General features: G+C 38.4%; 6 protein-coding genes. 5 read left to right on the top strand and 1 reads right to left on the bottom strand.

Annotated features, from left to right (window positions below; all coding sequences use genetic code 11):
• The first annotated feature begins 1 nt into the window (after position 1).
• Positions 2 to 1,630 (top strand): hypothetical protein, encoded by a 1,629-nt coding sequence (locus tag FNN09_RS12800; protein ID WP_143302763.1) that lies wholly within the window; start codon positions 2 to 4, stop codon positions 1,628 to 1,630.
• A 143-nt stretch (positions 1,631 to 1,773) separates the two neighbouring features.
• Here the strand turns inward: FNN09_RS12800 and FNN09_RS12795 are convergent, their stop codons facing one another.
• Positions 1,774 to 2,595: a nitroreductase family protein gene (locus FNN09_RS12795; RefSeq protein WP_185968984.1), complete on the bottom strand. Its 822-nt coding sequence runs from the start codon at positions 2,593 to 2,595 to the stop codon at positions 1,774 to 1,776.
• Between the two features lie 459 nt (positions 2,596 to 3,054).
• On the opposite strand from FNN09_RS12795, the gene FNN09_RS12790 reads away from it, so the two are divergent.
• The 4 genes from FNN09_RS12790 to FNN09_RS12775 form a co-directional block, all read left to right on the top strand.
• Positions 3,055 to 4,638: a hypothetical protein gene (locus tag FNN09_RS12790; protein WP_143302761.1), complete on the top strand. Its 1,584-nt coding sequence runs from the start codon at positions 3,055 to 3,057 to the stop codon at positions 4,636 to 4,638.
• 854 nt (positions 4,639 to 5,492) lie between these two features.
• Positions 5,493 to 13,190, top strand: a complete 7,698-nt coding sequence (locus tag FNN09_RS12785) for a S8 family serine peptidase (protein ID WP_143302760.1) — start codon at positions 5,493 to 5,495, stop codon at positions 13,188 to 13,190.
• 255 nt (positions 13,191 to 13,445) lie between these two features.
• The gene (locus tag FNN09_RS12780; protein WP_143302759.1) at positions 13,446 to 13,865 is read left to right on the top strand and encodes a DUF4625 domain-containing protein; all 420 of its coding nucleotides are present in this window, start codon (positions 13,446 to 13,448) and stop codon (positions 13,863 to 13,865) included.
• A 125-nt stretch (positions 13,866 to 13,990) separates the two neighbouring features.
• Positions 13,991 to 14,715 (top strand): hypothetical protein (locus FNN09_RS12775; protein WP_143302758.1); only part of this gene is annotated, 725 nt, incomplete at its 3' end.

Here is a 14,715-nt window from a genome sequence, read left to right as displayed (position 1 = left end):
AATGAGCACTTTTAAACAAATTATTCAATCGCCAGTCAATGTTATTCTGGTGGTTCTGGGTGTTGATGTTCGTCATTTTTGGGTTTTGCTTGGTGCCAAACTTAAAATGGACTTTCGACGTCCTCCTAATAGTTTTCAATCAGGTGGTAAAAAACAAACCTTACTTAAGCAGCTCCTCGTCTATGGTGTATTGGGCGGAATTATGGTGGGAAGTTTGTATCAGATACCCGATTTAATGTTGCAGTTATCGGTGTTTTATGCTTTTCTAATTGTGTTTGCTGGTACTATTTTACTCACTGAGTTTACATCGGTAATTTTTGATGAGCATGAGAACCATGTGCTACTACCCCGACCTGTATCATCGCGCACCCTATTACTTGTGCGTTTGGCGCATATATTGGTTTATATGTCCAATATTGCATTGGCTTTAAGTCTGCCTTTTACTATTTATTTAGCTTTTCAGCATGGGATTTTAGCTTTGGTGTTTGTACTCGGTGTGCTTCTGTGTGCCTGGTTTACACTGTTGTTGGTAGTTGGTTTTTATATGTGGCTTTCAAAATTGGTGAGTGTCAATCGTTTTAAAGATGTATTGAATTATTTCCAAATTGGGCTGGCGATTATAATTATGGGAAGTTACCAATTGGTACCTCATTTTATTGATGATGCCAACATGGAACAGTTAACTTTTCAATCAGCGTGGTGGACTAACTTGGTGCCATCGGTGTGGTTTGCAGGATTTACACAATATGCCGGAGGGATTGGTTCAAATCTGTATTTGTTCTTAATGACTTTGGGCGTTACTATTTTTGGTAGTATTCTTTTAGTAAGGGTATTGTCATCAGGTTTTAGTGCCATTATATCGGAAAGTGGCAGTGCAAGTAGCAGTACTAAAACAAAAAGCGTAAAGCTTGCTAAAACTGGAAAATGGCTCAATAAAGTATTAAACATGCTTTGTATTTCTGAAGAAGAGAAAACAGGTTGGCGATTAACGAAGAGTCATATCAAGAGTGATAGAAAACTAAAGCAGCAACTCTATCCGATGTTGGCCTATAGTTTAATAATGGTTGTGATTTTGCTCAAGCCCGATTTTAAGAGCGAAACAAATTATTTTGTTGAATTGGGCGAGTCATCAAAATACCTGATGTTTATGTTGGCTGCTTTTTTTGGTACGCTCGGCATTCCTATCATATCTTTTACTGATACGCCCAAAGCCGCCTGGATATATTCAATGGCATCAACCAACAAGAAACACCACATCCATTCAGGTGCAGTTAAGTCCTTGTTGTTTACCTTTTTTCTTCCATTGTATGTTTTATTTCTGATTCCAATTGTCATTATTTGGGGATGGACAACGGTTCCTTTGTTTGTGTTAGGAGGTTTATTAAGCACCACTTTGGCTGTACTATTGGTACGTATACAGGGTGATAAATTGCCATTTACTCAATGCCGTGAGATGATGAACAAAGGAGAATACACCATGAAAATGTTTTTGGGATTAATGTTGATGGGCCTGATTATAGGCTTAGTTTACCTGGTTTCTATGGCGCATGTAGGTATAGCAATTGCTTTGTGTGTACTTATGCCTTTTGTAATATCATTGAGTTACAGAACTATTCGTAACAGTAATTAATGAATGGAAGCTGTATTCCTAAAGTAACGATGGATTAGAAGATTATCGTACTATAAATACAGAGGCCTCAATGGTATTTCCCATTAAGGCCTCTGTATTGAAATTATTATATGGCTGACACCAATGGTACAGCAAATGGATAATTAAATGCGATTAAGGTTTAATCCTTCCGATTGAATAGACCTTGAGAATTTTACTGCTGAGTAACCAAAAATCATCATATAAGAAATAGAATGATCTTCAGGTATGCCTATTTTAGTTTTTAATTCAGGAGCCACTTTCTCAAATACTTCTTTTAAAAAGCCATTCCACAGTGTACCTATTCCCATTGAATTAGCTAATAATTCAAAGTAACTAAGGCTGATAACACCGTCAGCCACTCCGTTACTATTCTTTTGTGGCGCTGAGGCAATAAGTAGGTGAGGAGCATCGCGAAACAATACATCAATACCTTTGGTCTCCCACACTTGCTGAAAATTACCATACATGCCTAGCTTTTCTGGTAACTGACCATTTGAATGTAGCTGTTTAATGGTGTCGTATACCAAGTTTCTCACTTCAGCTAGGCGTTCTTTAGAATCTGTTACCGACAAAAGAACCTGATTTTTGTTGTGACCTGTGGGTGCATAGGCCGCTGTTTGTAACAGTTTATTAATAGTTTCTGGATTAACAGCTTCCTTTTTGAATCGACGTACAGAACGACGCGTTTTAATCAAACGCTCCAGTTCATCTGCACTGGGTACTTCAGAATTAAGCAATAAACTATCATTCGGATTTTTACCAAAAATAGAAAGAGCACCCGTGGGGCATACTGCCAAGCAGTGCTGACATTTTATACAATTTTTTTCTTTCCCTTCTTTAATCTCAGGAATACCGTTTTTGCCATTAATAATTAGTACTGGGCATTCTTTAGAGCACATGCCACATTGCGTACACTGGTCCTCGTTAATTTTAAAATCTAACATCATGTCTTTTTATCTGGGCTGCGAAAGTAGATAATATATTAATAAGAGCCATTTTATTCTATGGTATTTAAGGTAAATTATCATGTTTAATCATAAAGAGATTAGTCTTATAACGTGTTGTATATACGCAGTAATAGTTTTAATTTGATTGCCGGTTACTATTTCTTGATGTTAAGCACTACTCGTTTAAAATCTCTTTTTTTTTATTACTATATGGGTTACAAAACAGACGACTTGTAGAATAAAGAAGTGTGGAATTAACAAAGCCATAGATTTTGTGTATTTTTCATTGAGCACCTCATTAAAGTGGGATTTCATATAGGTATAGATATTTTTTATAATGGGTATTTTTTATAATTTTGGTTGACTTGCAGTATACTAGGTCTAATTATAAATTAAACTTTGAACTAATTGGGTAAGCTATCTTTCATATTTATCGTTGTTACTTTTATCCTGTTTATGAGTTGTACAATAAAATTAAACGGGCAAAATAAATTTATTGAGGATAGCCTTCGCTTGGAAGTTCAAAATGCAGAAGCAGGAGAAGATGAAATTCGTAATTTACTGGTTTTGGCCGGTCACCTAAGGAAGAGTGATTTATTAAAAGCGATTGAAATTCTACAAGATGCATTAAAAATTGCCAATGAAATAAATCATGCCTACTTAATTACGGATATCAATAATAAGTTGGGAGCCTTGCATGTGAACATTGGGAATTACGAATTGGGCGGTAGGTATTATTTCGATGCATTAAATACGGCAGAGGAGAAAGGTTATAAGAAGTTTGTCTTTTATTCATTTAATAATTTGGGAACACTAAATCTCAAATTCGATGATTTAGATGATGGTTTGGAGTATTTTTTTAAAGCTCTGAATGTATTTAAAGAATTTAATGCAGAAGAAGTCGAAAACGAAAGAAAGCACCTCAGCGGAACTTATAATAATATTGGCTTAATCTACAATGAGAAGAAGGATTATAAAAGTGCCATCAATTATTTCCATAAGGGTATTAATAATTATAAAAATAATCCGGCTGAAGATTTTATCATACCACTTTACAATAACCTGGCAGACGCCTACCGCCAACTTGAATTAATCGACAGTGCCCGACATTATTCAAAAGTATCTTATGATTTGGCATTTCAAATGAATGACAGCAGAATGATAAGCTTAGCGGCAACGCATAAAGCAATATTTCATTTATATGTAGAGGAATTTGATGAAGCGTATAAGTACAGTAATTTAGCGTACCAACACGCAGAAAAGGTGCATTCCATGCATCACAGACTCGAGGCAACAGAAGTGCAGTTTAAGGCAGCAAAGCAACTCGGTTTGTTTAAAGAATCAGTGAGTGCTTTGGAGGAAAATAGAGCCTTGCAGGATAGTTTGTTCAATATGAAAAAGATAGCTGAACTGGCAAAAATGCAGCTCAAGTACGATTACTCAAAACTGGAAGAGCAAAAGTTATTAAAGGCTAAAAAGCAACGCTTGTATATAACATTATTACTTGCCTTTTTATTTATTGGTTTAATTATAGTCTTATTAATACTTAATCTAACGCGTTTAAAATCAAAGAAAAGACGCCTAGAGAATGAAAAGTTAGAGGGAGACTTGGTCAATAGAAATAAGGAACTGGCTACGAATGTAATGTACCTTGTAAAGAAAAATGAAGTGCTTAATTCAATAACCAATAGTTTATTAGAGCTTAAAGCTGAATTGCCTTCAAAACTAACCACGAAAGTACAAGGTGTTATTTATGAGGTGCAAAGTATAACTGATAAAGATGTATGGGAAGACTTTGAATACCGTTTTCAACAAGTGCATGAAGAGTTTTACACCAACTTGAAAAATGCACACCCTGATTTGACACCCAATGACATTCGACTAAGTGCTTTCTTAAGCCTTAATATGACTACTAAAGAGATATCTGCCATAACCCACCAGAATATCAGAAGCGTGGAGGCTGCACGAACCCGCTTGCGTAAGAAACTGGATTTAACCAATACAGAAGTAAATTTGGTTACTTACTTATCCAATATTTAATCGTGTTAAAACTTTGCACAACTTAAGTTGAGATCGACAATTTGAGTAGATCTTTCATTCCTGTTTAAAGATAGTACAAGTTAAGTAGCAATTATTTTTTTGCTCTTCTACAGATTGTTCATTGCAACAAGCCTTATTCTTGATTGCATCTTACCATGTTTCTCCATTTATCCATCGGCATTACTATTGTAATAACAAAGCTTATACAAAGACTCACTTTGAAAAACAATTGCTATTCCCCCTTTGCGGTAACGTTATGTGAACTTCAATCAACTTATTTTTCTTCATTTTACTTCCGCTCATTCTTTCATGCGAAGGGGTATTCGTTCTTTAAAGATAACTATTTATTTACCATTCGAATGTACTAAAAGCCAGTTGTAAGATTCAAAATCTTCACAAAAGTATGTAATTCTATGTGCTTACTTAAAGTACTGACTATTAGTTATTATGGATTTTGTGTTGTATGAATGTTGTAGTCTGATATTGGGGTGTTGTATTGAAATATGGGTTGAATTTTAATTTCTGCTAGTGTTGTGGGGGTTGAATAATTGGGGCTGCTATTAGGCGCTAATATATTTGGGCAATCCTAAAATCCAATAACAAGATGCAATCAAACGATAAGTTAGAAAAAGAGATTAGCAGCTTATATGAGATGAGACTTTTGGAAAATGAAGCATTAAAAAAAATAATGACTCATTTAAAGGAGGATCAAAAAAAGACAAAGTTAAAGCCTAGTTCAGATGGTCTATTAAAAAAGATTAGGAAGACTATAAGGCGTTTAATAAACGCATAAGGAACAATTTATTGTCAAAAGCATGCACTCTACTAAATCAACAGTTAACAGATAAAATCAAATGAAACAATTATTACGAATCAACCAATTAGTTTTTTTATTAATCCTTATAGGGATTAGTTGGAATGCTAATGGTCAGGAATTTATCAACGGTATCCAAAAGGGTATTATAAAGGTAAAACTTCAGCCTGAATTGCAAGGGATTGAAAGTAAGATGAAGTCGGCACGCAAAACAGGTGTAGTTGTAACTGGTTTTGAACGTATTGATAAATTAAACAGCGATGTTAAAGCTGTTGAGATGAAGCGCTTATTTCCTTATTCGGCTAAGTACGATGAGAGGCATCGCAAACATAGCTTACACTTGTGGTACGTTATGGAAATTGATGAGAGTCTTGACTCTAAGGAAATTGCAGCTTTATATAATGCATTACCTGAAATACAATATGCTGAGCCTGAATATGAAAAGGTGCAGCGACCTATTAAAGCAACGATAGTTGAAAATACTACTGTTTTAAAAGGAACAAATAATGAGGTTTTTAATGATCGTTACTTACCGCAGCAGTGGCACTATAAAAATACCGGACAAACAGGTGGATTGGTTGGTGCTGATATAAATGTGGAAGAAGTATGGAAAGAGACCGCCGGTGCTAATAATGTGGTAGTGGCCATTATGGATCATGGTATTGATATCGAGCATGAGGATTTAATCGATAACCTATGGGTGAATGAAGCTGAACTCAATGGAGTGGTTGGAGTTGATGATGATGGAAATGGTTTTATTGATGATGTACACGGTTATAATTTTTCTGACCAAATGGGTGAGATTAACCCTGGTTACCATGGAACACATGTGGCCGGTACGGTAGCTGCTGTTAATAATAACGGTATTGGTGTCGCTGGCGTTGCCGGAGGTACTGGTAATGGTGATGGTGTACGCCTGATGTCTTGTGATATTTGGGGGTATTCTGGATCTAAGTTGTATGTTCCACAGGCTTTTATGTATTCGGCTGATAATGGTGCGGTTATTTCGCAAAATTCGTGGGGTTATACCATACCGCATATCTATGAGCAATCTGTATTAGATGCCATTGATTACTTTGTGGCCGAAGCAGGTGATTACACAGGAAGTCCGATGCGCGGTGGTGTTGTAATATTTGCATCGGGTAATGATAACGACCCAGAGCCTCATTATCCGGGAGCTTATGAAAGTGCAATAGCCGTATCATCATCAATACATAACAATGAAAGAGCTAGTTATAGTAACTATGGTTCTTATATTGATTTATCAGCACCAGGAGGTGATACCGATTACGATGATAAAGAAGGGGTATTAAGTACCATGCCTGATAATAAATACGGGTATTTAAATGGAACGTCAATGGCTTGCCCCCATGTGGCCGGTTTAGCAGCATTGATTGTTTCAAAGTACCAGGGGCCTGACTTTACGCGTGATGATTTAAAGCGCCGTTTAATAACGGGTGCTAATTACGATGCTATTTATGGTGTTGAGTCTAACGAACAGTACATGGGTAAGCTGGGTGCTGGTTTAATTGATGCTGTAGCTTCCATGAAAGAGAACAGTGGTATTGCTCCCGATGCGGTTGTTGATTTTGAGGTAAGTAACATTGCACAGGATTATGCGATTTTAAATTGGTCGGTGCCAGCTGATGAAGATGATACAACCCCATATGAGTTCGAATTATATTACTCAACAGTTGCTTTTACGGAGGCAACGTTAGAGCAAGCTAAAAAAATAATTATACAAGTAGAGCGTCGTTCGGTGGGCGATGCCATGGAGCATACCTTAGAGGAACTGGATGCATTAACAGAGTACTATTTTGCCCTTCGTGCGGTTGATCGTTTTATGAATTTTGGTCCTCTAACGGATGTATTGATGCGCCGCACCAATTCGGGACCTACGGTTGAGATTAATCCAGATAATGTTGGACCAATCGCCATTGATGCTAGTCAATCAATAATGGGTGAGGGTGAATTTACGATCAATAATGTTGGTGAAGGCGATTTAAAGTGGTGGAGTACACCTCGCCACTCATCTGTAATAGATGTGTTTGGAGCCAATGAACCAATTGTTATTGGTAATACAGCGCCTGTGCCATTACGCCATTCAATTTCATCTTACGAGGTTGATAGACCTGAGATAGTACCTTATGGCCAAAAAGAAACTTATAATTGGTTGTGGCAGGATATTCCGCCATTTATGATGTTCATGGGCGAGTCAGATTTGAGTTTATCTAACTCAGCAGCTATCCGCTATTACATTGAAAAAGGTGATGATACGAATAATGATATTTTAGGTGGCAACAATAAAGTAGTAAGTGGGTTTAATCTAACTAACATTGAATTAGCTTTAAACCATATTCCAGAAGACTTAGATAGAACAATTACCTATCAGCTGTATGCAGGTTACGATATTAATAATGCACAGCTTATTTATGAAGATCAGTTTGAAGCGGATAAACCTGATGGTGCCTGGTTCTATCAAATTGAATTGAAAGATCAGTTTTATTTTGAGCCAGATAGTTATTTCTGGATTGCGTTGCATGTTCCAGCGGGAGCAACTCATCCTTTGGCAGCTGGTATTGAGGAATTCAATGCTAATTCAGAAAATTGTTATTACAGTACCAACTTGGGGCAATCATGGGCGATTTTTGAAGATCTGATTTGGCAGAATGATCGTGTATGGGTAATAGGCGCTGGTAGCGAATACGAAGCCTTAGAAAACTACATTACCTTAACGCCTGATAGCGGTCGTGTAAGTGCTGGAGGAAATCAATTGGTGACCATGGAGTTGGATGCTGCAACGCTGGCCAATGGCGACTACCAGGCAGGTCTTAGTTTGTTTACTAACGAAACCGGAAAAGAATTGCAACGTGTTCCGGTTGATTTTACAGTACGCGGACATGTACCGCAGTTAAAATCAGCTGGTATTGTCGATTACCAGTCCGTTTTTGTAGGTAATAGTGTAGAAAAAGAAATTGAGATTGCCAACCTGGGTTATGGACATTTTGCTTCTGAGGGCAACGCCTTGGATGTAACTTTATCTAACCCATTATTTTCATTGGATTACAGTCTAGGGCCTAATGTTAAGTCTTTGGAGACCATTCGATTAAATGTGCGCTTTTCGCCAGATGTTGTGGGGGCTCAAAACTGTGAAGTAACACTCAGCGACAAAACAGGTTATGAATACCGCTTTACATTATACGGAGTAGGTATTGAACCACCAAAAGCTGAAATTACGCCTTTAAGTACAGACTTTAATGGTTTGACATTAGGGGATGTGGTAACTGGTTCGTTTACTTTAACTAATACTGGTGGTTACCCACTGGACTACTATGTGCCTAAGTTTGGAGAGGAAACAGTGGTGGATGCCGATAGCTGGGACCATAAGTCTGGTTATACGGGTGTGGTAAAAGAAGGTAACCTGGATAACCCAGCCTTTACATGGAACGATATTGCAGCAACAGGTACCGATATTTTACCTTTCTTTTTGGACAATCCACAAGAATCCTATTATCAGGTGGAGATGGGATTTGATTTTCCTTTCTTCGGTCTGTCCGAAGATAGTATTTACCTGACTAAGCGCTCTGGCTTATTAACATTTGATACTCGCTTCCGTTTTAATACCAGTAATTTAAGGTATCGTTACCGCGATAATAACCGCCGTTACATTTCGGCTAATGGGCAAATGTTTAGCATGGACGTAACTAAAGGAGACTTGGGGCATATCTATGTACAATCGTTCCCCGACCGTTTTGTGGTACAATATGATGGCATTCGTCAATCCTTTAGAGAGTCTGTAGAAGATGGTATAGCTCCTCCATCATTTGAAGAGGACATAACTTATCAGGTTATCCTTTGGGACAGTGGTGATATCGACATGTTAATGAAAGATATAGGAGAAGCAGGGGATGATGTTAATGGTCGTTTTCAAACGCTGATAGCCATTGAAGATAAAGAACTAGAAGATGGTTTAATGCTGGCCGGTCAATGGCATTATAACTATCAAGGGATCTCTGACGCACCAGCATCTTATAACCCTGCATCGGTCACACCTCGTTCAGGCTATTACTATGGTTTTAAGAGCCCGGGTTATGGTGCGGTAACAGCAGTAACAAATGCATCGGGTACATTACCTGCTGGCCAGTCGGTAACCATTGACTACACCATTGATACGGATACCTTGTTTGTGAGTGACTTTGTGGAGCGAATAGGTGTGGCCTCCAACGACCCTGTTAACGGAAGTATCTTCCATGCAGCTAAGCTGAACATTACTTCAGGAGGTGTGGTCGATTATCAATTGTCTGAAAACAGTCTTGATTTTGGCAATGTATTTCAAGGTGGAACAAAGGAACTGTCTGTTCTGGTAGCAAACGAAGGTAAAGCAACTGGAACCATCGTCTCAGCTGTTAGTGCCAATGGAAATTATACTATAGATGGTTATTTACCGGCCAAGTTAAATCCGAATGGTAAAACCAAATACACATTCAGCATTGATTCCAGTACTTTAGGTACTACTAATGATGTCATCACTTTTACCGATGACAAGGGCAATACCTTTACGTTGAACCTAGATGCTTCTATTGTTGAAGCACCGGTCATAAGTGCCAATGTAGCTTCCTATGCCGAAACATTAAATGTGGGTGAAACGGTGATACGCAGCTTAAGGGTGAATAACGATGGCTTGAACCCGATGGAGTTATCTACTTCTGGTAACCAATGGTTAAAAATATGGGAGCAGGGTAACAATACTCTGGGTGCTGACTTTGAATACCATTTGATCGAGCATACAAATGCCAATGATCCTGAACATTATTGGTTTGATATTGCTGAACCTGAAAACGCTATTGAATACGGTGAATTCTTTAATGCAGGTGAATACTTCGAAAAACGTGCTTTACCTTTTGATTTCAACTTCTATGGAATGGAATACGATACCCTCTATGTAGGATGGGGTGGTGTTGTTACTTTTAGTGAAGGACAAGATATTAACGGTTTATTTTATGGGGGTAATGAAGTGGCACCCGATCCTAATGCTGGTATCACCAACTACATAGCGCCTTATCATGGCTTTCTTACTTCGCATAATCCTGCCTGGTACCGTAATCCTGGTCAATACTTTTTAGCCGACAAAGAGAAGGTGATTATCCAGTACAACAACATGATTACCATGTTTATGGATGGGGAACCCATGTCGTTCCAGTTAGTATTGTACAAAGATGGCACCATTAAAATGATGTATAAGTTCCATGATCCTGCTTTTGACTACTCATCCAAAATGGGTATTGTAGCCATGGAAAACCACGATGGTAGTAAAGGAAGCACTTATAAAAAACGTGGTCAGCAGCTCTTAACCGATGGTTTAACCTTGACCTATGTGCCTAAAATGACTTATAGCATAGCGGCACAAAGCTATCAGGATTTTGATGTGGTATTTGATGCAAGCACTGTGTTTGGTGGTGAGTATAGTGGAGCTATAAGTTTAAGCAATAACACACCTGATCAAGCAGCGTTTAGTATCCCTGCCAGTTTAATTGTAACAGGAGAGCAAAAGCTTGAATTACCAACAAGTATGGACTTAGGCGGCAAGATGGTGGTAGCGCTAGAAGAAGGTGCCTACATGACTTACGACAGTACTTTTACTGTTACTAACACTGGTAGCGACGATATCTTAATAAAAGGACTGCGATTGAAGAGCGCATCGGCTTATAAAGGCTACTTATTGGGTGATGATGCCAAATTTGGAACAGGTGAAGCTATTGATGGCTGGTACGATATTTCATATTCGTTATTGAACTATACTTTACGACCAGGCCAGAGTGAAACCTTTGCCATACGTGTGACGCCTGAATTAGTGGGTGAGTACTCTGATGTTATTACGGTTTACACTGATAAATCGGAGAATGCCAATATTGAAATTCCTTTAACAGTGAGTTATTTTAACCCACCATCTATTTCAATTACGGGTGATGATTTGAATGTGTATGCGCAATCGGATGCCGATGTGCAAATGCGTAACATGATTATTGATAACACAGCTGGTGAATCGGAATTGAACTATAGCTTTAGCATGGCTTATGAGCGCGTTGAAGAATCGGTGGAAGCAAGTTCTGTAAATTATTCAAAGTCAATACTGCACACTACCGAGCTTAAAGGAGGGCAAGCGCACAGTTCACCTTCGCTAAAATCGACCTATAACGATGTTAATTTTAATCGCTTATTGGATTATAGTGATAAGCGTGAGCCCGATGGAGCTATTGGTTGGGGTAACGGTAATACCTTCCGTACGGCTGTTAAGTTTAAAGCGCCTGAAAATGGCTTTAATTTAACCCATGTGCAAAACTTCTTTGTATGGGAAGAAAACTTAAATGCCCGCATCCAGATAGAGATTTTATCAGGAGAGGCCAACCCTAACGACTCAGAGGTCTTGTATGCCATGGAGTATGTGCATCAGGAAGCAGATGCTTCTGAACCAGGTGAAGGAAAGATTATTACGATTGAACTGGAAGAAGAAATGACCTTTTTCCCCAATGAAGAGTTTTATATCAGTTTCACTTTCCCGGGAGATATAAACTTCCCTCAAGGCTATGTTAAGTTAGATGAGGCTTTGAAAGGTGTTTCCTACTATGGCGATGAAAACATGTGGGCCGACTTAATAACTGCCGGTGCGGCCTTTAGCAGTGCCATGCACATGATTATGGCTGGTGAAGAAACCTATAAAGTAGCTGGTTGGGCCACTCCTCAAATTGAATATATCGGTAGCGTTGCGGCTGGCGAAAGCTTAACAGTGCCTGTTGAGTTTAATCCGGAGCAAGCCGATCAGGGTTTGAACAAGGTGATACTAAGCATTGCTACCAATGATCCGGCCAATAAGGAAGTGGAAGTAGAAATGACCTTGAACAAGAACAACGGGCCTCAGTTTGTGAACGATTTGTTCCTGAATATTAACATGCAAGAAGGAGATACGCTTGTACAGGTATTAACTGCCAGTGATCCTGAAGGTGATGCCTTTAGTTACGAGTTATTCGAAACGGTTGATTTTGCCAAATACGAAGAGAAGGATGGTGCGGTTTATTTAACCCTAACGCCTGATTATGAGTCCTCATCCGATGCTTATCGCCTACAGATAATGGCAAGAGACGAGCATGGTAATGCCAACATGACAAAGATTAATCTGAACGTGAGTCATACCAACCGTGCGCCGGAAATGGTGAATGCCTTGGATGATTTGGTTATGATTCTGGATGGGGACTATACATATGAGTTGAACCTAGATGATTATTTTAAAGATCCTGATGGTGATGCTATATCATATTCGGTAATCAATACAGGTGTGAACTATGTGAATATGTTTGAAATGGATCGAAGCATTGTATTAGATCCAATTGCACTGGGAACAGCACGTATTAAAATATCAGTCTTCGATGGCTTTTTTGGCACGGCAGTATTTGACTTAACAGCCAGGGTACAACGTCGTGTAGGTATTGACGATGTGATGGATAACAATTTTGTACTGTACCCTAACCCTGTTCGCGATGTACTAAATATTCAACTAACAGAACAAGGTGAAGAGCTACAAGAAGTAAGAGTACTTGGTTTATCGGGTGAATTGATTAAGGTTGTTACTGAAGGCTTAGGCGAAACAACTCAGCTGAATGTTTCGGATTTAGCGCCAGGTATATACCTGATTGAGGTTATTACTGATAACAATAAAACGGTAAAACGATTTGTAAAAGCGTAGGTTAGGTTGTGATAAGCCGGCTCGCAGCGATTCCCATGATTAGCGGGCCGGTTTTATCTAAGCAATAAAAGAACATTTGAATATCCGTAATTATGCATAAAACGAGGACAAAACTTAAAAAATAGAAAGTTAATACAGAGATACTGATTATCAGAGTTTTATAATCAGGCTCCAAAACGACTCTGTGTCTTTGCGTCTCTGTGTTTAGTTTATCATTTATGCTTAAATCAGGGTATTCATTAAAGAAAACAATATATGAAGCAATTTAAATACATAATCTCAGCTCTGGCGCTATTACTAATGGTGGCAACAGCTTGTGAAAAGGAAAAAGATACTATTAGCCCAATAGTGGACATGGAAACACCAGCCATAGGACAAAAATATTACCGTGGCGAAATTATAAAGCTGAATGCTCACTTTAGCGACGAGGGGGGCAGTGGCTTAAAAGAGTGTGCCTTACAAATACATTCAGTATTAAAAGGATGGGACGATGCGTGGATACCTGACGAAGAGATAGTTCAGCTTAGCGGTAGTAGCATGACAGTAAAAGATCACATTGTATTTAATGGCGAAATACCCTACGACATTATGTCTGGGGCTTATGTTATTAGTGTGCGTGTGAGCGACCGCGATGGTAACCTCACCCAATTCAGTAGAAACATTGAGATAGAATAAAGAAACTACTTCCCCTCCTTTTTTCAAGGCGGGGTGTCAAAGGCGGGGTGGTTTACCACGCTATAGTAATGTAATTTAATCAGTGGTTCAACGGAACCACACCTTTATTAATTAAATATATAATCATGAAAAGATTTACACTTTTATTGGCAGCTGTAATGGCTGTTATGACCAGTTTTGGTCAAAATACGTTTTGCCTGACTAGTGCAGGTAATACAGATGGTGAGGCACAGGTAGTTGTACCTTATATGGGTAACTTTGTGTATTTGTCTGATGATGGGACCAATGAAGTATTAAAATTCGCTAAACCAGTACCAATGAGTACTGATTTTACATTAGAAGTGGTTGACGCATCTAATCCTTCATACACAAGTGGAAGTGTTATGGATTTAACAGGTTCAAGTACATCGTGGAATGCTCATTATGTAGTTGGTTCTGACATTATGGAGTTAGCAAGTGGAACAGTATCTACCGTAGCTACATCGCCTGTTGCTATTCGTAATGAAGTATACCGCATGGGAAATGGCACTTATGTTTGGATAGGAGAAGATGATGTTTGGAAAGATAATGACTATGTAAATTGTGGATATATCTACCACAGTAGTGATTTAGGTCCAGTAAAGACAAATTACTTAGCTTCTCGTACTTCTGATTTCGCAGTCGTTGGAAATAAGCTGTTTATTAATGGATATTTAGAAACTTTTAATGGAGGGCAATTTCAGGTATCAATGATTGATTTCAGTGCTGCTACGCCTGAATTTACCCAGATAACAAGCTATAATGGTTTTGCATTTATACCATGGGGAAGTAATGCCAATGCATTTGAAGTGGCTGGCGATAATGTTTACTT

The sequence above is a fragment of the Carboxylicivirga sp. M1479 genome, assembly GCF_007097485.1.
In the GTDB taxonomy this organism is placed as follows: Bacteria; Bacteroidota; Bacteroidia; order Bacteroidales; family Marinilabiliaceae; genus Carboxylicivirga.
The sequence above is the reverse complement of the archived record's forward strand: the minus strand, read 5'-3'. Positions and strand labels throughout refer to the sequence as shown.